The 19,856-nt window shown below is 34.3% G+C and carries 31 protein-coding genes; 22 read left to right on the top strand and 9 right to left on the bottom strand.

The window, feature by feature from the left end; translation table 11 throughout:
• Positions 1-83 precede the first annotated feature (83 nt).
• Complete coding sequence (locus tag ACHRV5_RS19640; RefSeq protein WP_007137066.1) at positions 84-278, bottom strand: cold-shock protein; 195 nt, start codon at positions 276-278, stop codon at positions 84-86.
• A 299-nt stretch (positions 279-577) separates the two neighbouring features.
• Complete coding sequence (gene aspS, locus ACHRV5_RS19635; RefSeq protein ID WP_395427887.1) at positions 578-2,329, bottom strand: aspartate--tRNA ligase; 1,752 nt, start codon at positions 2,327-2,329, stop codon at positions 578-580.
• Positions 2,330-2,487: 158 nt separating this feature from the next.
• Here aspS and ACHRV5_RS19630 point away from each other — a divergent pair, with 158 nt between their 5' ends.
• A complete protein-coding gene (locus tag ACHRV5_RS19630; RefSeq protein ID WP_395427886.1) occupies positions 2,488-3,483 on the top strand; it encodes a TlpA family protein disulfide reductase in 996 nt (331 codons plus the stop codon).
• A 211-nt stretch (positions 3,484-3,694) separates the two neighbouring features.
• Complete coding sequence (locus ACHRV5_RS19625; protein WP_047774932.1) at positions 3,695-4,042, top strand: toxin-antitoxin system YwqK family antitoxin; 348 nt, start codon at positions 3,695-3,697, stop codon at positions 4,040-4,042.
• Between the two features lie 316 nt (positions 4,043-4,358).
• On the opposite strand, the gene ACHRV5_RS19620 is transcribed toward ACHRV5_RS19625, so the two are convergent.
• From ACHRV5_RS19620 to ACHRV5_RS19595, 6 genes are all read right to left on the bottom strand, one after another.
• A complete protein-coding gene (locus ACHRV5_RS19620; RefSeq protein WP_395427885.1) occupies positions 4,359-5,471 on the bottom strand; it encodes a PepSY-associated TM helix domain-containing protein in 1,113 nt (370 codons plus the stop codon).
• Between the two features lie 251 nt (positions 5,472-5,722).
• Positions 5,723-7,297, bottom strand: a complete 1,575-nt coding sequence (locus ACHRV5_RS19615; RefSeq protein WP_395427884.1) for a PepSY-associated TM helix domain-containing protein — start codon at positions 7,295-7,297, stop codon at positions 5,723-5,725.
• 3 nt (positions 7,298-7,300) lie between these two features.
• Entirely contained in the window at positions 7,301-7,603 is a 303-nt protein-coding gene (locus tag ACHRV5_RS19610) for a hypothetical protein (RefSeq protein WP_047774938.1), read from the bottom strand.
• Positions 7,604-7,606: 3 nt separating this feature from the next.
• On the bottom strand, positions 7,607-7,939 hold the full coding sequence (locus ACHRV5_RS19605) for a hypothetical protein (RefSeq protein WP_395427883.1): 333 nt from the start codon (positions 7,937-7,939) through the stop codon (positions 7,607-7,609).
• A gap of 238 nt (positions 7,940-8,177) precedes the next feature.
• Positions 8,178-9,410 (bottom strand): 2-oxoglutarate dehydrogenase complex dihydrolipoyllysine-residue succinyltransferase, encoded by a 1,233-nt coding sequence (gene odhB / locus ACHRV5_RS19600; RefSeq protein ID WP_395427882.1) that lies wholly within the window; start codon positions 9,408-9,410, stop codon positions 8,178-8,180.
• 88 nt (positions 9,411-9,498) lie between these two features.
• Entirely contained in the window at positions 9,499-12,270 is a 2,772-nt protein-coding gene (locus ACHRV5_RS19595; protein WP_047774943.1) for a 2-oxoglutarate dehydrogenase E1 component, read from the bottom strand.
• A 116-nt stretch (positions 12,271-12,386) separates the two neighbouring features.
• Here ACHRV5_RS19595 and ACHRV5_RS19590 point away from each other — a divergent pair, with 116 nt between their 5' ends.
• Positions 12,387-12,944 (top strand): hypothetical protein, encoded by a 558-nt coding sequence (locus tag ACHRV5_RS19590; RefSeq protein ID WP_047774994.1) that lies wholly within the window; start codon positions 12,387-12,389, stop codon positions 12,942-12,944.
• A gap of 220 nt (positions 12,945-13,164) precedes the next feature.
• Here the strand turns inward: ACHRV5_RS19590 and ACHRV5_RS19585 are convergent, their stop codons facing one another.
• Complete coding sequence (locus ACHRV5_RS19585) at positions 13,165-13,329, bottom strand: hypothetical protein (protein ID WP_165579350.1); 165 nt, start codon at positions 13,327-13,329, stop codon at positions 13,165-13,167.
• A 156-nt stretch (positions 13,330-13,485) separates the two neighbouring features.
• On the opposite strand from ACHRV5_RS19585, the gene ACHRV5_RS19580 reads away from it, so the two are divergent.
• The 19 genes from ACHRV5_RS19580 to ACHRV5_RS19490 form a co-directional block, all read left to right on the top strand.
• Positions 13,486-15,318 carry a helix-turn-helix domain-containing protein gene (locus tag ACHRV5_RS19580; protein ID WP_395427881.1) on the top strand — a complete coding sequence of 611 codons (1,833 nt, stop codon included), beginning with the start codon at positions 13,486-13,488 and terminating at the stop codon, positions 15,316-15,318.
• A gap of 706 nt (positions 15,319-16,024) precedes the next feature.
• Positions 16,025-16,210 carry a class I lanthipeptide gene (locus ACHRV5_RS19575; protein ID WP_047774947.1) on the top strand — a complete coding sequence of 62 codons (186 nt, stop codon included), beginning with the start codon at positions 16,025-16,027 and terminating at the stop codon, positions 16,208-16,210.
• Positions 16,210-16,401, top strand: a complete 192-nt coding sequence (locus ACHRV5_RS19570) for a class I lanthipeptide (RefSeq protein WP_230004252.1) — start codon at positions 16,210-16,212, stop codon at positions 16,399-16,401. The genes ACHRV5_RS19575 and ACHRV5_RS19570 overlap by 1 nt, the downstream gene beginning before the upstream one ends.
• Entirely contained in the window at positions 16,401-16,589 is a 189-nt protein-coding gene (locus ACHRV5_RS19565) for a class I lanthipeptide (RefSeq protein WP_230004253.1), read from the top strand. The genes ACHRV5_RS19570 and ACHRV5_RS19565 overlap by 1 nt, the downstream gene beginning before the upstream one ends.
• Positions 16,589-16,759 (top strand): class I lanthipeptide, encoded by a 171-nt coding sequence (locus ACHRV5_RS19560; protein WP_165579352.1) that lies wholly within the window; start codon positions 16,589-16,591, stop codon positions 16,757-16,759. Before ACHRV5_RS19565 ends, ACHRV5_RS19560 begins: the two co-directional genes overlap by 1 nt.
• Positions 16,760-16,771: 12 nt before the next feature.
• Positions 16,772-16,930, top strand: coding sequence for a class I lanthipeptide (locus ACHRV5_RS19555; protein ID WP_165579353.1), 159 nt, complete (start codon positions 16,772-16,774; stop codon positions 16,928-16,930).
• A 513-nt stretch (positions 16,931-17,443) separates the two neighbouring features.
• A complete protein-coding gene (locus ACHRV5_RS19550) occupies positions 17,444-17,608 on the top strand; it encodes a class I lanthipeptide (protein ID WP_117610279.1) in 165 nt (54 codons plus the stop codon).
• Positions 17,609-17,639: 31 nt separating this feature from the next.
• Positions 17,640-17,789: a class I lanthipeptide gene (locus ACHRV5_RS19545; protein ID WP_205625352.1), complete on the top strand. Its 150-nt coding sequence runs from the start codon at positions 17,640-17,642 to the stop codon at positions 17,787-17,789.
• Positions 17,786-17,950 carry a class I lanthipeptide gene (locus tag ACHRV5_RS19540; RefSeq protein ID WP_165579354.1) on the top strand — a complete coding sequence of 55 codons (165 nt, stop codon included), beginning with the start codon at positions 17,786-17,788 and terminating at the stop codon, positions 17,948-17,950. Before ACHRV5_RS19545 ends, ACHRV5_RS19540 begins: the two co-directional genes overlap by 4 nt.
• Positions 17,951-17,973: 23 nt before the next feature.
• Entirely contained in the window at positions 17,974-18,123 is a 150-nt protein-coding gene (locus ACHRV5_RS19535) for a class I lanthipeptide (RefSeq protein WP_395427880.1), read from the top strand.
• Positions 18,124-18,146: 23 nt separating this feature from the next.
• Positions 18,147-18,293, top strand: coding sequence for a class I lanthipeptide (locus ACHRV5_RS19530; RefSeq protein ID WP_395427879.1), 147 nt, complete (start codon positions 18,147-18,149; stop codon positions 18,291-18,293).
• A gap of 24 nt (positions 18,294-18,317) precedes the next feature.
• Positions 18,318-18,461: a class I lanthipeptide gene (locus ACHRV5_RS19525; protein ID WP_395427878.1), complete on the top strand. Its 144-nt coding sequence runs from the start codon at positions 18,318-18,320 to the stop codon at positions 18,459-18,461.
• 1 nt (position 18,462) lies between these two features.
• Entirely contained in the window at positions 18,463-18,609 is a 147-nt protein-coding gene (locus ACHRV5_RS19520) for a class I lanthipeptide (RefSeq protein ID WP_165579356.1), read from the top strand.
• A 150-nt stretch (positions 18,610-18,759) separates the two neighbouring features.
• On the top strand, positions 18,760-18,912 hold the full coding sequence (locus tag ACHRV5_RS19515; RefSeq protein WP_395427877.1) for a class I lanthipeptide: 153 nt from the start codon (positions 18,760-18,762) through the stop codon (positions 18,910-18,912).
• Between the two features lie 165 nt (positions 18,913-19,077).
• Positions 19,078-19,230, top strand: a complete 153-nt coding sequence (locus ACHRV5_RS19510; RefSeq protein ID WP_230004260.1) for a class I lanthipeptide — start codon at positions 19,078-19,080, stop codon at positions 19,228-19,230.
• Positions 19,231-19,255: 25 nt separating this feature from the next.
• Entirely contained in the window at positions 19,256-19,408 is a 153-nt protein-coding gene (locus tag ACHRV5_RS19505) for a class I lanthipeptide (protein WP_395427876.1), read from the top strand.
• Between the two features lie 25 nt (positions 19,409-19,433).
• Positions 19,434-19,580 carry a class I lanthipeptide gene (locus ACHRV5_RS19500; RefSeq protein ID WP_165579359.1) on the top strand — a complete coding sequence of 49 codons (147 nt, stop codon included), beginning with the start codon at positions 19,434-19,436 and terminating at the stop codon, positions 19,578-19,580.
• Between the two features lie 8 nt (positions 19,581-19,588).
• Positions 19,589-19,729, top strand: a complete 141-nt coding sequence (locus ACHRV5_RS19495; RefSeq protein ID WP_230004262.1) for a class I lanthipeptide — start codon at positions 19,589-19,591, stop codon at positions 19,727-19,729.
• Position 19,730: 1 nt separating this feature from the next.
• Positions 19,731-19,856: class I lanthipeptide (locus ACHRV5_RS19490; RefSeq protein ID WP_395427962.1), on the top strand; the 126-nt coding region annotated here is incomplete at its 3' end.

Genomic DNA, 19,856 nt, shown 5'->3' with positions numbered 1-19,856 from the left:
GAGCAAAAAAAAACGTCTCGAAATGAATCGAAACGTTTCTTTAAACCATTCAGAGGCAAAAAAAATAAATTGCTATATTTTTCTTAGATTACTGCTACTTTAGCAGCAACTTTCCCTTTTCTTCCTTCTTCTTCTTCGTAGCTAACACGGTCACCTTCGCGTAATTCTTCCGCGTTAATTCCTGAAGCGTGAACGAAGATATCCTTTCCTGTTTCTTCGTCTGTAATGAATCCATAACCTTTAGATTCATTGAAAAATTTTACTGTACCTGTACGCATTGTAATTGTAATAATAATTTATAATGAAGCAAATGTAATATATATATTCATATAAAAGACAGTATGCTGTTAATTTTTTGTAAAAATTATTGATTTACAGTGTTTTTGCTATTTATTTAGTGTCTTGTTTGATATGTCGTAACTTAAAACTAAAATTCTTAAGGATATGTTAAAAAGTAGGAGCTTTTTTACTTTATTAAAAATCTAATTTTCGTCGAAAAACAGTTTATGTACGTATTGTTTTACTTTTTAACTGTGTTTTTCCCAGTTCAGCTACTTGTATCAGTTTTGCCTAAAATTTATACCAAATCGACCTTAATGTGTAATTCTTTTAATTGTGCATCATCAATTGTAGCCGGTGCATCGATCATTACGTCACGCCCGGAATTGTTTTTAGGGAATGCAATAAAGTCTCTAATGGTTTCCTGACCACCTAAAATAGCAACCAAACGATCCAGTCCAAAAGCTAATCCTCCATGAGGTGGCGCTCCAAATTGGAAAGCGTCCATTAAGAAACCAAATTGTGCTTTCGCTTCTTCTTCTGTAAAGCCTAAATATTTAAACATTAATTGTTGTGTCGCCTTATCGTGTATACGAATAGAGCCTCCTCCAATTTCGTTTCCGTTTAAAACCATATCGTAAGCGTTTGCACGCACTTTCCCCGGTTCGGTTTCCAGCAATTGCATGTCTTCCGGTTTTGGAGAGGTAAATGGATGGTGCATGGCGTGATAACGACCGCTTTCTTCATCTAATTCCAATAAAGGGAAATCTACTACCCAAAGCGGAGCAAATTCTTCCGGTTTGCGCAATCCTAAGCGAGTGGCTAATTCCATACGAAGAGCAGAAAGCTGTGCGCGTGTTTTGTTAGCCGGACCTGAAAGTACAAAAATCATATCGCCAGGTTTTGCGCCTGTGATTTTTGCCCATTGTCCTAAATCATCCTGATCGTAAAATTTATCTACAGATGATTTGTAAGTTCCATCGTCATTGCATTTGGTGTACACCATTCCTGAAGCTCCAACTTGCGGACGTTTAATCCAGTCAATTAAGGCGTCAATTTCTTTACGTGTATAATTTCCTGCTCCCGGAACTGCAATACCAACAACCAACTCGGCTGCATTAAATACAGGGAAATCTTTGTGCTGCGCAAATTCGTTTAATTCGCCAAATTCCATTCCGAAACGAATGTCCGGTTTGTCATTTCCGTATGTTTTCATGGCATAGTCGTAGGTAATTCTTGGGAATTTAGCTACTTCAATACCTTTGATTTCTTTTAGTAAATGTCTCGTCAATCCTTCAAAAACATTCAAAATGTCTTCTTGTTCTACAAATGCCATTTCACAGTCAATTTGAGTAAACTCAGGCTGACGATCTGCACGTAAATCTTCGTCACGGAAACATTTTACGATTTGGAAGTATTTATCCATTCCTCCAACCATCAACAATTGCTTGAAAGTTTGTGGAGATTGCGGTAAGGCATAAAATTGTCCTTCGTTCATACGACTTGGTACAACAAAATCTCTCGCGCCTTCCGGAGTTGATTTGATTAAGTAAGGTGTCTCCACTTCACAGAAATCCAAATCAGATAAATATTTACGAACTTCCATCGCTACTTTGTGACGGAATAATAAACTGTTTTTTACAGGATTTCTTCTAATGTCTAAGTAACGGTATTTCATTCTGATGTCTTCTCCACCATCCGTCTCATCTTCAATTGTAAATGGAGGCGTTAAAGCAGCGTTTAAGATCGTTAGTTCAGTAACTAAAATTTCGATATCACCGGTTGGAATGTTTTTGTTTTTGGCTTCACGTTCAATAACAGTTCCTTTTACCTGAATTACAAATTCTCTTCCAAGTGTTTTTGCCAGTTCAAAAACTGTTTTGTCGGTACGAACTTCGTCGAAAATAAGTTGTGTAATTCCATAACGGTCGCGTAAATCAACCCAGTTCATAAACCCTTTATCGCGTGATTTTTGAACCCAACCCGCTAGTGTAACTTCCGTATTAATATTTGAGGCGTTTAACTCGCCACAATTATGACTTCTATACATGATCAAAATTTTAGATTGCAAAAGTAAACACAAAATTCAAATTAATATAGTAAAGTGATAACTTGCTGCTTATAATTTTGAAATATTTTGTTAATTGATAAATTTTAGATAAGTAAATTCTTTAGATTTGGTATACTAAAAACTAACTTTAAATATTTATGAAAAAACTTTTTGTTACCGGTTTATTGGTTCTTACCGCTTTGAATGGTATAGGTCAGACCAAAAGTCAAGTTAAATTTACGGCTAAAATTACAAATAGAAATAGTGATACATTAGTTATTAAAGGGGCGAACAATTTCAAACAAGTTATTCCGATTAACAAGAAAGAAATTTTTGTTGCTTCTTTTACTGCTCCAAAGGGATTTTATCGTTTTTCTGACGGTGTTGAATCTTCGAGTTTGTTTTTGAAACCGGGTTCTGAAGTAAATCTGACAATGAATGCCAAAGAATTTGATGAAACTATTGTTTATAAAGGAAAAGGAACTAATGAAAGTAATTTTCTGGCACAACAAGCTTTAAAAGACGAGAAATTTGAAAACGAAGCTTTCGCTAAAGAGGCTGCAGAATTTGCATCCTTATTGCAAGAAAAGAAAAAGACTGACTTAGACAATATCGAAAAAGGAGATTTTGATCCTGAATTTAAAACAGGTGTGAAAAAATCAGTTGAAAAATTTCATGAATATGCCGCTCAGCAGTATAAAAGTGAAGCTGATATGAAAAAGTTAAAAGGAGCCGTTTCTGCCGATTTTGATTATGAAAACCACAAAGGAGGTAAAACAAAACTCTCTGATTTAAAAGGGAAATATGTTTATATAGATCTTTGGGCAACCTGGTGTGGACCTTGCAGAGCTGAGATTCCATTTTTGCAGAAGATTGAAGAGAAGTATCATGGAAAGAACATTGAGTTTGTGAGTGTTTCTGTTGATGCTGTAAAAGATCATGATAAATGGCAGAAATTTGTAACGGATAAACAGTTGGGAGGTATTCAGTTGTTTTCTGATAATGAATGGAATTCTGCGTTTGTAACAAGTTATAATGTAACAGGAATTCCAAGGTTTATTCTTATTGATCCAAAAGGTAATATATTGGAGCCCAATGCAGAAAGACCTTCTTCTCCAGAGCTTCAAAAGCAGTTAGATGCTTTATTGAACTAATTTCTTTGCAAAACTTATAACGTTATAGTAAATCAAGTCTTTGACTGAAATACCAGTAAAACCAGTGCGTGAGCGCTGGTTTTTTTGTTACATGCTGATTTCCAATGTTAAGTTTTTATCCAATGTTACCAAATTGTTAAGTAAAAGTTTTTTTAATGTAAACAATTAACTATATTTGGTAAAGATTTGATAACATTAATACCTACTAGATATGAAAAAGTGTGTAATTTTAGTTGCAATATTGTTCTCTGGAATTTTAGTTGCACAAGAGGTAAAACCAGAATTAGAAGCTGTTGGAAACAAAGTAAAAGCTACTTATTACTATGAAAATGGTAATGTACAACAAGAGGGTTTCTTTAAGGATGGTAAGTTAGATGGAGTTTGGGTATCCTATGACGAAAAAGGTAATAAAAAAGCAGTTGGAGAATATACTGATGGAGTAAAAACCGGAAAATGGATTTTCTTCAATGAGAATAACCTTTGTGAAGTGGCGTATGAAAACAGCAAAGTGAGTTCCGTTAAAAACTTGCAAAAAAATGCTTTAGCAAATAGAAATTAAGAAGATTTCGAATATTCTACAAGAGCCGTTTCAATTTTGAGACGGCTTTTTTTTATTCTTAATTGTCAGGCTGAGCGAAGTCGAAGCCCTTCTTAATTCAACGAGCCTTCGACTTCGATCAGGTTGACATTGGTGCAAAGTTTTTTGTTAGCCTTTGTCACTTGGGTCTTGGGAGTATCTCTCGCAAAGTCGCGAAGTCGCAAATTTTTTATGCCATTTAAAAAGATAAAACTTTAAAGTTAAGCGTATTTCTTAAATGAACTTACATTACTTATATGTTTTAAAAACGCTATTCCCTTTTACCACAAACTCTTTATTAGATCTTAGTTTTTTTAGCTTTTTTTCTTCTTCCAAACCAAATTATAAAACCGGTAACCGGCAAAGCTGCTGCAACTAAGCTAACGGTAAAAGCAATTATTTTTCCGGGTAGATCTAAAATTTGTCCGGTGTGAATGCCGTAATTCATTTCGACCACTTGTAAACCGAGACTTTTTTTATCATACGGATCGCTTTGAATTAGTTTTCCGTCGCTTGGATGAAAATAATAATTGCTCTGATGATCAAATCGCAAAGTATGTGGATAAGCTCCTGTGTTTATAATATCTCCTTTGTTTTGCGGAAACATAACATAAAACATTTCGGCTTTTGGCTGTAGTCGCATCGTTTCGACAAAAGCGTTGTCTACAGCGAGTAGATTGTTTTGCTTAAATTTTGTGGTGTCAATTGCCGGGGCTTTTGTTTCTAAAGCTTTGTCTCCACCAAAATTGAACGTTTTGTAAATACCGTCACCAACCCATTCGTAGGTAAAGGTTAATCCGGTAATGGCTATGATCACTGCAATAATTGAAATATAAAATCCGGAAGTATTGTGCCAGTCATAGTTGACACGACGCCATTTGGCAGACCACTTTACGGTAAAACTTCTTTTGATGTCACTTTTTCTTTTGGGCCACCATTGAATTAACCCCGAAATGACTAACAGTATAAAGATAATCGTGGCACCACCAATAATGTGTTTTCCAATATAATCGGGTAAAAGAAGGTACAAATGAATGTATTCGACGATTATAAAAAAGTCTGTTTTGGGATTTTCTGTTTTTAAATATTTACCGGTGTAGGGGTTGAAATACAGGTATTCGTTTTCGGTATCGGTAAAGGTGTAGACAATTGCTGATCGGTTTTTACCGTAATAAGAAACCATTGACGCTTTATTTTTAGGGGCGATTAGCTTCGCTTTTTCCTGTAAAACAGATGGCAAAAGAAATGGTTTGTTCTGTGGTTCAACAATACGCCATTCTTTTCGGGTAATATCTTTGATTTCGTCATGAAAACAAAATATGCAACCGGTAACACTGACAATAAAAACAATAAGCCCGGAAATTAATCCGAGCCATTTGTGTATAAAACGTATTTGTTTTGTAAATCCCATTTGATGAATTGCGAAATACTTGATTTCTTTTTAAGAATTAGTTGCAATAGGCAAAAGTAATTCTAAATGTGCAATTCACAAATTTTAGGCGTTTATTTTAGACTGTTGGGGTAATTCGGTAAAATGTTATTTAACACATAGAAACATAGTATTCTGTAATTTGTTTTAAGTGAAACGTCTTTTCTGAACGATGTTTCTATGTGTTAAAAATAATTGCACCCAATGGGATTCTTTTTAAATGATTGAGTGATTTATTCGCTCTTAACTTTTTTTAATTTAAAGGAAACATAAAGTGTAATTGCTGCTAAAACAATCCAGAAAACATCAATAAAGAAAATCTGAATCTGATCGTTGGCAAAAGTTTTCCAGAACCAGTTTCCGGTGCAAATTCCATTCGCAATCGGAATTAAAAAGCCTAAAATACTCCCGGAAATCAGACACCATTTATTGGTGAAATTAATATCTCTTTTGAGCAGGAAGAAGATCGTCAATAATAACCAACTGATGAAATATACACTGTAAATATTGGCTCGGCTTAGGGGGTAAAACACTTTATTGGCAATAAAAATCAAGGCGGTAACAGGATACATGCTTAGACAAAGTGCCAAATAAATGCGTACAACCGAGTTGTTAAAACGACGTTTTTTCTCGGGCATGTTTTTCTTGTCTCTGGCAACCAGCCAAATCATAACTCCCGATATAATAACAAAACAAGTAATAATACCGAGTACAAAACTGATTATTTTAAGCGCATATCCGCCGTAATCCCCAAAGTGTACTCTGTACAAAACGTTTTTTACACCATCTAGATATTTGTTGTCCGTTTCAGGATTCTTTTTGGCTATGATTTTACCGTCAGCAACTTTGTAGATTATTTTTCCAAATGCGGTGAATTTTTTGTCATGAGGTATTTTTCCATCAACGATTATGTGCATGTTGGTATCGCCATAGTTTTGAATTTGTACCTCGGTGATTTCAAAATCTTTCCAGTTGCTTTTGGTTTTTTCTACCAATTCGTTGATGCTAAAAGGCGTTGCCAGTTTTTTATTCTCAAACTTAAATTCCGGATTGTTATATTCTAAATCATTGTACAGTTTGTTTTGATCGCCCTTGTACAAAGCCATTACACTCGGTGCTACAATTAGTAGTTTGATCATAAAAAAAGCTCCTGTAACCGCGTATACAAATTGAAAAGGCAAACCAATCATTCCTAATGCGGTGTGCGCATCTGTCCATAATGTTTTTAATTTTTCTTTTGGACGGAAAATGTAGAAGTTAGAAACAATTTTGTTCCAGTGTAATAAAACTCCGGTAATAATCGCAAATAAAAAAAATAGCGCTACAAAACCCGAAAGATAATAACCGATAGGGTAAGGAACCTGGGCCAGAAAATGAAGACGATACAAAAATTCTCCTATTGAATATGATTCATCGTAAGTCTGTGCTTTGAAGTTTTTGGTATTTAAGTAAAAGTAGTGGCCGGATTTTAATTTAGCGACTTCCAGAGTGTCTTTTAATTTATTGGCTGCTACGGTATCTTTAGTACCTTCCATACGAACGAAAACACGTCTTTCGTGGGGAGATACGGAAAGTGAAACGTCTCTTCCGGCTAAAGTGTAATTTTTATTTATCGAGTCGAAAGTAGTATCGTAGTTAATCTGTTCTTTCTTATGGATTGCAACAGTTTCTCCGCGTTCCCAGTTGTTGATTTCACTTTTAAAGAAAGAAAAAGATCCTGCAAAGAAAATGATAAACAACACCACGCTTATTACAATACCACTTACAGTATGCGTGTGAAAATAAATGTTATAGTTCCTGTTATTCATGAATTATTGGGTAATAGGGTTATAGGTTTGTCCGAGATACATAATACCGAGAAACAGCAAAGTCAGCAGTATATAGATTCCCCATATTTTCCATGCGCTTTTTGCTAAAAAAGCCAAAATCATTAAGACTACCCAAAGGATAAATCCTGAAAAAGCCATTGTTATGACGACATTGGTACGATCTAACCACGAAGCTAAGGCTAAATGGAAACTTACAGAAACGAAATAGCCGCCAAGTATAGCAGCTGTTATTTTTAGGAAACGCTGCCATTTGGACTGCGTCAGGTATTTAGGATTTGCGGGCATAATTTAATAGTAATAAATTTCTATAACTCCTGTTAGAATAAAAAGGACAGCAATCGTTTTACTGTTTATAATTTTTAGAGGGGACAGTATAATTATTAAACTTCCAATTGTCATTAACTGAATAAGAAATAATAAAGTTCCGGAGCATAATGCTTTGGTAAATAACCATAAAGTATAGGCGGACAGAAGGAAAATTAATCCGGTAATTTTGGTTTGTTTCGGATTATTGTTCATCCATTTTTCGAAGCTGTAATTGTAGGACAGCGCCGCTCTCTTGGAGGTATAATAAAACATATAAAAAGAGATAAAAACGAAAAGGCTGGCTATTGTTATCATGATTTTATAAATTTAATTTTCATGTTTTGTTTGGAATTATTTTCAGTAGCGCAAATTTAGGTGCAGAATTCCAATAAGCCAAATTATTTTTACTTATTCTAAATAAATTATCTTTTAAAGTATAAAATTTCTGTTTGATTAAAAAAATATCAGATTAATCGGTGTTTGTATCGGGGGAATAAAAAAAATCCTGCTTAAATTAATAAGCAGGATTTTTGTATTTATGAAATTAATTGAATTACAATTCTAAAGCACGTTTAGCATCGCCATTCATTAATAATTCTACCGGATTTTCTAAAGCTTCTTTCACAGCAACCAAGAAACCAACAGACTCGCGACCGTCGATAATTCTGTGGTCATAAGAAAGAGCAACATACATCATTGGGTGAATCTCTACTTTACCGTTTACAGCAATCGGACGCTCAATAATATTGTGCATTCCTAAGATTCCTGATTGAGGAGGGTTGATAATTGGAGTACTCAACATACTTCCAAAAACACCACCATTAGTAATCGTAAAAGTACCACCTGTCATATCGTCAACAGTAATTTGACCGTCACGAGCTCTAAGTGCTAATCTTTTGATGTCCGCTTCGATTCCACGGAAAGTTAAGTTTTCAGCATTGCGAACAACAGGAACCATTAAACCTTTTGGTCCTGAAACTGCGATAGAGATATCACAGAAATCGTAAGCGATTTTGTAATCACCGTCCATCATTGAGTTTACATCAGGATACAATTGTAAAGCTCTTGTAACTGCTTTTGTAAAGAATGACATGAAACCTAAACCAAGACCACCATGTTTTGCTTTGAAAGCATCTTTGTACTCGTTACGGATTAAGTTAATTGGTGTCATGTTAACTTCGTTGAAAGTAGTTAACATTGCTGTTTCGTTTTTAGCCGCTACTAATCTCTCCGCTACTTTACGACGTAACATTGATAATTTGGTACGCTCAGTTCCACGGCTTCCTCCTGTTGGAGTTCCCATAGAAGGTACTGCGTTTAAAGCATCTTCTTTAGTGATTCTTCCGTCTTTACCAGTTCCTGAAACTGCTGCCGGAGCGATATTTTTTTCGTCTAATATTTTTCTTGCTGCCGGAGATGGAGTTCCTGAAGCATAAGTTGTTGGAGCAGGTGTTGCTTTTGGAGCTTCTGCTTTTACTTCTGTTTTAGGAGCCTCTGCTTTTGGGGCTTCAGCTGCTGGTGCAGCCGGAGCGTCACCTGCCGGTTTTGCTGCGCCTGTATCAATTAAACAAACAACAGCTCCTACTGCTACTGCATCACCTTCTTCTGCTTTTAACGTAATTATTCCGCTTGCTTCAGCTGGTAATTCAAGAGTTGCTTTGTCTGAATCAACTTCGGCAATAGCCTGATCTTTCTCTACATAATCACCGTCTTTTACTAACCAAGTTGCAATTTCAACTTCTTTAATTGATTCCCCTGGTGATGGGACTTTCATTTCTAAAATCATCTTATTTCTTTGTTTAAAGTTTAATTTGTTTAAAGTTTCAAATGTCTTACTGAACCTGAAACTTTAAACTTGAAACAATTATTTTTAATTATCTAAATAAATTTTTATCAAATACCATTCTGATCGCGTCTGCATGACGACGTTTTGCACGTGTGTAACTTCCTGATGCCGGTGCAGCGTAAGCTTTTAACGAAGCCAATCTCCATTTTACAAGATCAAAATTCATCAGCATAAAGCTGTAAGCTCCCATGTTTTTAGGCTCTTCCTGTGCCCAAACATAATCATCAGCATTTGGATATTGTGCGATGATTTCTTTGATTTGGTCTGCCGGGAAAGGGAACAATTGCTCGATACGAACTACTGCAACGTCATTTCTTCCGTTGTTTTCTCTTTCGGCAACAATATCATAGTAGAATTTACCGGTACAGAAAACCAAAGTTTTTACTTCTTTTTTGTTTACGGTTGTATCATCAATTGTTTCCTGGAAACTTCCGCTAGCTAAGTCTTCTACTGTAGACACACATCTTGGGTCACGTAATAAACTTTTTGGAGAGAAAACTACCAATGGTTTACGGAAATTCGTTTTCATTTGTCTTCTCAACAAGTGGAAGAAGTTGGCTGGTGTTGTACAATCTGCTACGTACATATTATGTCTTGCACATAATTGTAAGTAACGTTCCATTCTTGCAGAAGAGTGTTCAGCACCTTGTCCTTCGTATCCGTGTGGCAATAATAAAACAATACCGTTTTGGTTGTTCCATTTGTCTTCACCACAAGAGATGTATTGGTCGATCATGATTTGAGCACCGTTAGAGAAATCTCCAAATTGTGCTTCCCAGATCGTTAATGCTTTTGGATTTGCTAATGCATATCCATAATCAAAACCTAGAACTCCGTATTCAGATAAAAGGGAATTGAATACTCCGAATTTTCCTTTTTTGTTTTCGATAGCATCCAAAAGAATTACTTCTTCTTCTGAATCTTCTACCTTAACAACGGCATGACGGTGAGAGAATGTACCACGCTCTACATCCTGTCCTGAAATTCTAACATCAAAACCTTCTGTTAGAAGTGAACCGTAAGCTAATGCTTCTGCAGTTCCCCAGTCTAAGGTATTGTTATCGTATCCGGTTTTTCTGTCGGCTACAATTTTTGATATTTTATTGATGAACTTTTTATCTGATGGTAAAGTCGAGATGGTATTGATGATCGAATCCAATCCTTTTTTATCAAAAGTAGTATCAACTTTTTGAAGCATTTGTGTGTCAGTTACCTGAACAAATCCTTCCCATTCGTTTTTCATGAATGGTGTGATAATGGTCAAATCTTTTTTACGGGAAGCTTCTAAATTCTCCTCCATGTCTGATTTGTATTCTTTTTCTAAACCATTTACATAAGTAGCATCGATTACGCCGTCAGACAATAATTTTTCTGCATAAATATCTCTTGGATTTTTATGTTTAGCGATGATTTTATATAAAACCGGTTGTGTAAAACGAGGTTCATCACCTTCGTTATGTCCGTATTTTCTATATCCTAATAAGTCAATAAATACGTCACGTCCGAATTGCATTCTGTAGTCTAAGGCAAAAGATACCGCATGTACAACCGCTTCAGCATCATCTGCATTTACGTGTAATACAGGTGAAAGAGTTACTTTGGCTACATCTGTACAATAAGTAGAAGAACGTGCGTCTAAATAGTTGGTTGTAAATCCAACCTGATTGTTGATTACGATATGGATTGTTCCTCCGGTTTTGTAACCGTCAAGTTGTGCCATTTGAATGATTTCATACAAAATTCCCTGACCTGCAATTGCAGCATCACCGTGAACGGCGATAGGAAGTACTTTTGAGAAATCGTCTGCGTAATATTTATCTTGTTTTGCTCTGGTAATTCCTTCAATTACAGCTCCAACAGTCTCTAAGTGAGAAGGGTTTGGTGCTAAATTGATGTTGATGTTTTTTCCAGATCTTGTTTTCTTATCGGCAGTAAGACCTAAGTGGTATTTTACGTCACCGTCAAAATATTCCTGATCGTAATCTTTACCATCAAATTCACCAAAGATATCCTGAGTTGATTTTCCGAAGATGTTGGCCAAAACGTTCAAACGACCACGGTGAGCCATTCCCATTACGAATTGTTCAACTCCTTTTTCAGCTGCTTTTTCGATTAAAGCATCAAGTGCAGGAATAATAGTTTCTCCACCTTCCAATGAGAATCTCTTTTGACCTACATATTTAGTATGTAAAAAGTTCTCGAAAGAAACAGCTTCGTTTAATTTTTCTAATATGATTTTCTTTTCATCACCTGAAAAACTCGGCTGATTGACATTTACAGCCAATTTGTCCTGAATCCATTTTACAACATTAGGATTTCTGATATACATGTATTCAATACCAATGTGTTGGCAGTAAATAGACTGAAGACGTGTAATAATGTCTTGTAAAGAACACGGAGCTACTCCGATAACTTTTGCAGCATCAAAAACTAGAGATAAATCAGCAGTTGATAATCCGAAATTTTCGATATCTAAAGAAGGAGAAGAAACTCTACGGTCACGAACCGGATTTGTTTTGGTAAACAAATGGCCACGAGTGCGGTATCCGTCAATTAATTTTAATACGTTAAATTCTTTTTGTAATTTTTCAGAAATCTGACTGTAATCGGTGTTGTTAGCAGCGAATTCAACGATTTGTTGAACAGGATTTTCGTCATTATAAGTTGTCATTCCAAAGTCAAAACCCTGAAAGAAGCTTCTCCAGCTTGGCTCAACGCTGTCTGGATTTACTAAATATTGATCATATAGTTGTGCGAAAAACTCTGTATGCGCTGCATTTAAAAATGAAAACCTATCCATAATATTAGTGAATATACTTTTTGTTAAATAGAATGGCAAAAGTACAACAATCGCATTTATTTAGATTCTTTTTTTGCGTACTTTTACGTAAAAATTTGTTAAAAATGGACCAAGCTATGAGGAAAAATCATTTTTCAATCGTTTTCAAATCAATTTTTGTGATTTTGATGTTCTTATTTTCAAATCTTACAATTGCGCAGCAGCGACCAAATTATGTTATAGACAATAGTAGTGTCTTTTGGGATAAAGTTCAGTTTGGTGGTGGTGTCGGTCTTGGAATTGGTTCCGGATATACAGATATTTCGGTTATGCCAAGTGCTATTTATAATGTTAATCCAATTGTTTCTGTGGGGGTAGGACTGCAGTTTGGCTACCTGTATTCAAAAAACTATTATGAGTCTTTTGTTTATGGCGGAAGCCTTGTGGGTTTGGTGAATCCGATTCCGGAAATTCAGTTGTCGGCAGAATTAGAACAGGTAAGAGTAAACACAGATTATAAATCGAATAACTTCAGACCATCTTATTCCGATAATTATTGGAATACTGCTTTATATCTCGGTGCAGGTTACAGAACGGGAAGTGTTACCATTGGTGCACGCTACGATGTTTTGTACGATCCGGACAGAAGTTTGTACGGATCCGGCTTTATGCCCTTTGTGCGAGTTTATTTTTAATCGAAAGTAATTAAGGTCTTTAAATGCTGATATTCTTAGTTTTAGGTATAAAGTATGCTGTTTAAGAATTTGATTCAGCATTGCGCCTGTAAAAGGGTTGATTCAATCGAAAGAAAGAAACAGGAGGAATCTGAAATGAAATCTTAGAAAAGGAAGAAGTAGTACTGTAAACAAAAAGAGCGACTCCATGGAGTCGCTCTTTTTGTTTGGTTGCTGTATCTTAACCACAAAACATGGAATACATACTTCTTGGATCTGTTTGGTTTGGAGCAGGCACTACATTTTCTGTACTGTTACCACCTATAATTAATCTAGCCTCTTCTGAGCTTAGTTCTATAATACTAGTTTTTTTTAATGCTAATTTTTTTAAGTTAAATTTTTTCATAATCTTTGGTTTTTAAATTGGTTTTTGAATTGATTGTGAAATTATCTCAAAAAAGCCACTGAAAAAAGTCATAAATCCCCAGATTTATAAAAATAGCCTATAATCACACAACTGTAATTGATTGATTATTAATGCTTTACTTTAAAATAAATGAATATGAATAGACTAAATAAGATGCTTGTCTTAATTTTATTATTTATAGTCAATTTTACCTTTTCCCAAAATAAAATTGAAACTTATAAAGATTCGGTTAAAAGCCTTTTGTACAATAATCCGAGTAAAGCAAAATACTACTGCCATAAGTTATTAAAGTATGCTAAAACCAATGATTTAGTGGTTGAAGAGGCAAAATCGTATTGTTTCCTGGCCGACTTAAGTGGCGCTTTAACTCAAAAAGACAGCGCTTTTTATTATTTTGACAAAGCAATTCAGAAAGCCGGTGCCATTGATAACGAAAAGCTGGAAATGGTTTTCAAAATCAATAAAGCGAACTATTTATTTAATGAATTTGATTTCCAGGAAGCTTTAACTCTTTATGAAGAATGTGTTACTTTATCTAAAAAACTCAATGATGTCGGGGCTTACAATTACATTTCGATAAAAAGAGGCAGCATTGCGTATGAATTAGAAAGGTATCAGGAGGCTTTAAAAATATATAAAGAAAATTTAAACAAGGAAGGTTTTAGTAACGTAAGTAAACTAGATATAAAACTGGGTTTAGTAAAAACGTATATTAATTTAAATAAACAGGACTCCGCCTATGTTTTTATAAAAAGTGGTATTCAGGAATCGCAAAAAAACCACCTAAAAGAGCATGAAATCCACTTTTTGTCCCAATTGGGCTTAATTTACATCGATAAAAAGGACTTTGTAAATGCTAAATTAACCTTCGATAAGGCCCTAAATATTGCTCAGAAAATTGAGAGCAATAATTTGATTACAGAAACAAATATCAGGATCTCTAAATTGTATTCGCTTCAGAAAGATTACGATAAAGCAATAATGCTCTTAAAATCGATTCTTAGTACGGAGCAAACATCAAAAATACCCACAGAAAACCTGTCTGAAATATATTACTTATTGGCAGAGAACTATAAATTCATCGAAAATTATTCGGAATCGAACTATTATTACGGTCAGTTTATTGAAAAGTCGAAGAAAATAGGGGAAAAAAGAATTGAAGCTGTCGATCATTTGCATAAAATAGACATTTCAGAAAGTAAAGAGAGAGAGAAAACACAAGAGCATCAAAAATGGATACTGCTTGGTTCAACAACCTTTTTAATTCTTCTGTTTATTGGTTATTATATGAAACGAAGAAAAGAGGGTATACAAAATCAAGTCAAATTTGAGGAGTTACTACTCAAAATCAAAGACTTCGAGCATCAAAATCCAAAAACGGCTGATGAAAGCCAGCAAAAACACACTTTGGCAGGTGATGATGAAATCACAGAGCCGGATCTTTTAGAAGAAGAATCTGAAACAGAATTCATTCCAAGCAACATTGTTACTATAAATACTACTTCTAGTGATGAATCAATACTAGACGATGAAGCAATCGCAGACCACAATGGCTCTGACATAGAAGAACCAACGGGGAGTAATTTTATTATCAAAGATGAAACAAGAGTAGAAATTTTAGATAAGCTAATTAAACTCGAAGAGAAGAGATTGTTCCTGAGACAAGACTTTACCCTGCATAATGTTGCGAAACGATTGAAGACAAACACCGCTTATTTGTCTAAAATTGTCAATAGTGAATTGGACAAAAACTTCAGTTCGTATGTAAATGAGTTAAGGATTAACTATATTATTATTGAATTAAAGAATAATGCTAAGCTAAGATCGTATTCAATTAATGCAATTGCGGAAGAAATTGGGTATAAAAGTCCAGAGTCTTTTACTAAATATTTTAAGGTTGCAACCGGAATTAGCCCCTCTATTTATATAAAAAAGATAAATCAGATGAAAGAAAGTGAAAACAAGTAGATTGCTTGTAAGCATCTGAAAAACAATAAATTACAACAAAAAAAGAACCCCCTTATTTTATAAATATGGGGGTTTTTGATTTTTTTTACAGGAAAAAAAGATTTTACTTTGTCTCAGAATTAATCCGAATATCAGATTAACTTCTACTTTGGTTTTGAAGGGTGGCGAAAATGAAAATGAGTAGCCACTTCAAACCAAAAAAATAAAACAGAGTGTGGAGACTCTGTTTTATAAGGTGTTTTAACAAAAACGTAATACCTAACAAGTTGCCAGAAATTACTTCTACAAAAGTAGAAAAAAAGTGTCTTTAATTAAAACTTTTTTTCACTATTTCTAAAAGTACTTCTACACTGCATACTTGTTAGCTTAAAAAAAAAATTATGACTAACAGTAATCGACCGAGCGAAAAACGGCTCAGCAAAAATTCAATTTTCAAAATTGAAGATAATGATGATGGTAAACCATCCAAATCGTTATTCTTTAAATTAAAAAAACGAATTTCAAAACTTTTTAAATAAGCCAGAATTTTTTCCGGACTAATTTACGATTGCCTATTTAGGATACGATCAGGAATTCAGGTTGCAATAACCGATATCGAAATTCTTGTTATTCCATAAAGCGAGCTGTAATTTTTTGGACAATTCGATGTGCCTTTATTTTAATCAGTGATTTTAAAAAGACTATTAATTATTAAATCTTAACAAAAATGAAAAAGCAAAACCAAACCAAATTGGCTTTCAACAAAGCTAATGTTACAGAATTAAACGTTCAACAATTAAGAAGTGTGAACGGTGGCGTAAAAGATGATCTTGATCTTGATACCAAGCCTGGTTCCGGTTGTATCTGTGATCCTATTTTGACAAAATTAACGGTTATTAAAAATCAATTCTAATGAAAAACGCAAACCTAACGAACAAACTGTATTTTAAAAAATCGGATGTTACAGAATTAAACGTTCAACAATTAAGAAATGTGAACGGCGGCGTAATAACAGGACAAGATACCGATACCAACCCAAATTCCGGTTGCATCTGTGATCCTATCTTAACAAAACTAACCGTTATTAAACCCTATCAATTCTAATGAAAAATGTAAACCTAACGAACAAACTGTATTTTAAAAAATCGGATGTTACAGAATTAAACGCTCAACAATTAAGAAGTGTTAACGGCGGCGTAATAACAGGACAAGATACCGATACGAACCCAAATTCGGGCTGTATTTGTGATCCTATCTTAACAAAAATAACAATCATTAAAAATCAATTCTAATGAAAAACATAAACCTAAACAACAAACTGTATTTTAAAAGAGCAGATGTTACAGAATTAAATGATAATTCCCTTATCGAAATCAATGGTGGTTCAACAATCCTTGGAGGAGAGACTTGTAGCGGATGCTGCTGTGGGCAGACCAGTATTACTGTATTGCAACAAATGTAATTGATTGATCCAATGAAAAAGCAAAATCTAAACAATAAACTGACCTTCAATAAGGTGGTTATTACAGAATTGAACGACGATCAGTTGAACGATATCAACGGAGGTACAGATACTTTAATAAGAACATTTATTATTGTTACCGGATATGGTACCTGGTTAATGGTTGTATAAAGAATGGATCAGTATATTATAAAATAAACAGGGTGTGGAGACTCTATTTTATAATAAAATTTAACAAAACGTAATGGCTTATAGGTTAACTGTAAATTGCTTCTGCAAAAGTAAAAAACATCTTATTACTTCGTTTTTTACACTTTCTAAAGTACTTCTTACACCCAACACTTATTTGGCTACAATGAGATTAATGGATTAGAATAATCCATCTAACTCAAATGATTAATGGTATTCCATTTTCAAAATATGGCATCCTTGATTAAAGGGATCTTAAGCAATTGCTGATTTTTTTAACAAGGATGGTCATAACCCAAGGCTCGTTAGTATCAGGCTATTCATTTGGCGGCTATTAACATGTGGCACAGGTATGCTCAAAAACAAACAGAATCTGTTAAAAAAAGGCAACCGGTTTTAGTGCTGAGCACTTATTGTAAGGATCAATTTAAAACAACAACAACAACAACAACAACAACAACAACAACAACAACAACAACAACAAAATAAATCAACATGAAAAAACAAAACCCAAACAGCAAACTGACTTTTAATAAAGTAGTTGTTATAGAATTAAATGAAAACCAATTGCAGGAAATTAATGGTGGAACCTCAATAGATGGCGGTGGAGGTAATTGTACCGGTTGTGTTTGCGCTCAAACAGTACTTCTTATTCAATAAAATTTATTAACAGATATAATTTCTATTAAAGATGAAAAAACAAAATCCAACAAACAAGCTGGCTTTTAATAAAGTAGCTGTTGCAGAACTGAATGATACTCATTTACAAGAGGTAAATGGAGGTACTTTAATTTCTTTCACCTCTACCATATTAATAATTAAGACTGTAGTTCAATTATGAAAAAGCAAAACCCAAACAACAAGCTGATTTTTAGTAAAATGGCTGTTGCGGAACTGAATGATTTTTTACTTATAGAAATACACGGAGGGACATCCATATTTGGAGGAGGAGATTCTTGTACCGGCTGCTGTTGTCTTAAAGTAACCCAGGATTTAATGTAATTAATAACTCAAAATATTTAAAGATGAAAAAACAAAACCCAACCAACAAGCTTGTCTTTACCAAACTGGCTGTTGCAGAACTGAATGATAGTCAATTATTGGACGTGAAAGGCGGAGTTACAACACTACCTACAATAATAATAATAACTTTTTTTCCTGATGACTTAGTCTAATCAATCTTAATAAACATATCAAGATGAAAAAACAAAACCCAACCAACAAGCTTGTCTTTACCAAACTGGCTGTTGCAGAACTGAATGACACTCAATTATTGGACGTGAAAGGCGGAGTTACACCACTACCTACAATAATAATAACTTTTTTTCCTGATGACTTAGTCTAATCAATCTTAATAAAACATTTAAAGATGAAAAAACAAAACCCAACCAACAAGCTGGCTTTTAATAAAATAGCTGTTGCAGAATTGAATGAAAAGCAATTACAAGAAGTAAATGGTGGTACTTATCTTCCTAGCGTCGTTTACACAATGATAATGGTGACTTTAGTGTAAAATGAAAAAACAGAATCCAACGAACAAGCTGGCTTTTAATAAAGTGGCTGTTGCAGAATTGAATGAGAATCAATTACAGGACGTGAATGGAGGAACTTACATTTCTTTCAACATTACGATACTAATAACGCAGACTGTAATGGAATAATAAGCCAGTCTTTAATAAAGTAATTGTTAGAGAATTGAAAACCGAACAATTACCGGAGGTTAACGGAGAAACTTCAACCCTTTCTGAAGCGGCTGTAAGTCACCTGATAACTATGATTATAAAAAAATAACAATCTAAAAAAGTATAAAAATGAAAAAACAAAACCCAACGAATAAGCTTGCTTTTAATAAAGTAGCTGTTGCAGAATTAAATGATACTCAATTGCGAGAGGTGAATGGAGGTACTTTAATGTCTATTCACAGTATGATGTTAGTAACGATGACTCTAATTCAAATAGACTAAAAAACAGAAATTACTAATAAGCTAGTCTTTAAAAAAAGTAGGTGTTGCAGAATCGATTGTCGGACAATTGGCAGAGATCGGCAGGGAAGCTCCCACGATAACGGGTGCAAGTCACCAAGTAACTAAGCTTATAAAAATTAATCAACAATCTAAAAAAGTATAAAAATGAAAAAGCAGAATCCAACGAACAAGCTTGCTTTCAATAAAGTGGCTGTTGCAGAATTGAATGAGAAACAATTAACGGCGATCAATGGGGGAACTTCAGTGTTCACTGTAGGTGGTACAAGTCTCATATTTATAACGCTTATGCAAAATTAATTAATAATCTAAAATTCTTAAAAAGATGAAAAAACAAAACCCAACAAACAAGCTTGCTTTCAATAAAGTTGCTGTTGCAGAATTGAATGAGAATCAATTAACAGCGATCAATGGGGGTACCTCCATAACATTTGTAGGAGGCACGAGCCTTGTATTTATCACACTTGTACAAGATTAATTAACAACCTAAAACTATTATAAAGATGAAAAAACAGAATCCAACGAACAAGCTTGCTTTCAATAAAACAGCTGTTACAGAATTAAATGAAACCCAATTGCAAGACGTAAATGGAGGTGCAAGCACTTTTACAATTTTCTATCCAACTATTATCGTCGCAACCTTAATCTAATCAAAAACATGAAAAACCAAAACACAACCAACAAGCTTGCTTTCAATAAAGTAGCTGTTACAGAATTAAACGACAATCAATTACAAGAAGTAGACGGAGGCGGAAGTCGTGTTTCAATTTTACCAACTATCGTAATCACTTTTGTGTAGTATGAAAAAACAAAACACAATCAACAAGTTAGCTTTCAATAAAGTAGCTGTTGCAGAATTAAACGACAACCAAATGTATGACGTTGACGGTGGAACAAGCCCAACATGTCTTTTAGTAATCAGTTAT

The organism is Flavobacterium sp. FlaQc-52, assembly GCF_044007495.1.
Classification (GTDB): Bacteria; Bacteroidota; Bacteroidia; order Flavobacteriales; family Flavobacteriaceae; genus Flavobacterium; species Flavobacterium cupriresistens.
Note: the sequence above shows the minus strand (reverse complement) of the source record. Positions and strands in the feature narration are given on the sequence as shown.

Bases quoted from the DNA above. Each gene is read 5' to 3' on its own strand.
- ACHRV5_RS19640 (WP_007137066.1), bottom strand. From the start codon at position 278: ATGCGTACAGGTACAGTAAAATTTTTCAATGAATCTAAAGGTTATGGA.
- aspS (WP_395427887.1), bottom strand. From the start codon at position 2,329: ATGTATAGAAGTCATAATTGTGGCGAGTTAAACGCCTCAAATATTAAT.
- ACHRV5_RS19630 (WP_395427886.1), top strand. From the start codon at position 2,488: ATGAAAAAACTTTTTGTTACCGGTTTATTGGTTCTTACCGCTTTGAAT.
- ACHRV5_RS19625 (WP_047774932.1), top strand. From the start codon at position 3,695: ATGAAAAAGTGTGTAATTTTAGTTGCAATATTGTTCTCTGGAATTTTA.
- ACHRV5_RS19620 (WP_395427885.1), bottom strand. From the start codon at position 5,471: ATGGGATTTACAAAACAAATACGTTTTATACACAAATGGCTCGGATTA.
- ACHRV5_RS19615 (WP_395427884.1), bottom strand. From the start codon at position 7,297: ATGAATAACAGGAACTATAACATTTATTTTCACACGCATACTGTAAGT.
- ACHRV5_RS19610 (WP_047774938.1), bottom strand. From the start codon at position 7,603: ATGCCCGCAAATCCTAAATACCTGACGCAGTCCAAATGGCAGCGTTTC.
- ACHRV5_RS19605 (WP_395427883.1), bottom strand. From the start codon at position 7,939: ATGATAACAATAGCCAGCCTTTTCGTTTTTATCTCTTTTTATATGTTT.
- odhB (WP_395427882.1), bottom strand. From the start codon at position 9,410: ATGATTTTAGAAATGAAAGTCCCATCACCAGGGGAATCAATTAAAGAA.
- ACHRV5_RS19595 (WP_047774943.1), bottom strand. From the start codon at position 12,270: ATGGATAGGTTTTCATTTTTAAATGCAGCGCATACAGAGTTTTTCGCA.
- ACHRV5_RS19590 (WP_047774994.1), top strand. From the start codon at position 12,387: ATGAGGAAAAATCATTTTTCAATCGTTTTCAAATCAATTTTTGTGATT.
- ACHRV5_RS19585 (WP_165579350.1), bottom strand. From the start codon at position 13,329: ATGAAAAAATTTAACTTAAAAAAATTAGCATTAAAAAAAACTAGTATT.
- ACHRV5_RS19580 (WP_395427881.1), top strand. From the start codon at position 13,486: ATGAATAGACTAAATAAGATGCTTGTCTTAATTTTATTATTTATAGTC.
- ACHRV5_RS19575 (WP_047774947.1), top strand. From the start codon at position 16,025: ATGAAAAAGCAAAACCAAACCAAATTGGCTTTCAACAAAGCTAATGTT.
- ACHRV5_RS19570 (WP_230004252.1), top strand. From the start codon at position 16,210: ATGAAAAACGCAAACCTAACGAACAAACTGTATTTTAAAAAATCGGAT.
- ACHRV5_RS19565 (WP_230004253.1), top strand. From the start codon at position 16,401: ATGAAAAATGTAAACCTAACGAACAAACTGTATTTTAAAAAATCGGAT.
- ACHRV5_RS19560 (WP_165579352.1), top strand. From the start codon at position 16,589: ATGAAAAACATAAACCTAAACAACAAACTGTATTTTAAAAGAGCAGAT.
- ACHRV5_RS19555 (WP_165579353.1), top strand. From the start codon at position 16,772: ATGAAAAAGCAAAATCTAAACAATAAACTGACCTTCAATAAGGTGGTT.
- ACHRV5_RS19550 (WP_117610279.1), top strand. From the start codon at position 17,444: ATGAAAAAACAAAACCCAAACAGCAAACTGACTTTTAATAAAGTAGTT.
- ACHRV5_RS19545 (WP_205625352.1), top strand. From the start codon at position 17,640: ATGAAAAAACAAAATCCAACAAACAAGCTGGCTTTTAATAAAGTAGCT.
- ACHRV5_RS19540 (WP_165579354.1), top strand. From the start codon at position 17,786: ATGAAAAAGCAAAACCCAAACAACAAGCTGATTTTTAGTAAAATGGCT.
- ACHRV5_RS19535 (WP_395427880.1), top strand. From the start codon at position 17,974: ATGAAAAAACAAAACCCAACCAACAAGCTTGTCTTTACCAAACTGGCT.
- ACHRV5_RS19530 (WP_395427879.1), top strand. From the start codon at position 18,147: ATGAAAAAACAAAACCCAACCAACAAGCTTGTCTTTACCAAACTGGCT.
- ACHRV5_RS19525 (WP_395427878.1), top strand. From the start codon at position 18,318: ATGAAAAAACAAAACCCAACCAACAAGCTGGCTTTTAATAAAATAGCT.
- ACHRV5_RS19520 (WP_165579356.1), top strand. From the start codon at position 18,463: ATGAAAAAACAGAATCCAACGAACAAGCTGGCTTTTAATAAAGTGGCT.
- ACHRV5_RS19515 (WP_395427877.1), top strand. From the start codon at position 18,760: ATGAAAAAACAAAACCCAACGAATAAGCTTGCTTTTAATAAAGTAGCT.
- ACHRV5_RS19510 (WP_230004260.1), top strand. From the start codon at position 19,078: ATGAAAAAGCAGAATCCAACGAACAAGCTTGCTTTCAATAAAGTGGCT.
- ACHRV5_RS19505 (WP_395427876.1), top strand. From the start codon at position 19,256: ATGAAAAAACAAAACCCAACAAACAAGCTTGCTTTCAATAAAGTTGCT.
- ACHRV5_RS19500 (WP_165579359.1), top strand. From the start codon at position 19,434: ATGAAAAAACAGAATCCAACGAACAAGCTTGCTTTCAATAAAACAGCT.
- ACHRV5_RS19495 (WP_230004262.1), top strand. From the start codon at position 19,589: ATGAAAAACCAAAACACAACCAACAAGCTTGCTTTCAATAAAGTAGCT.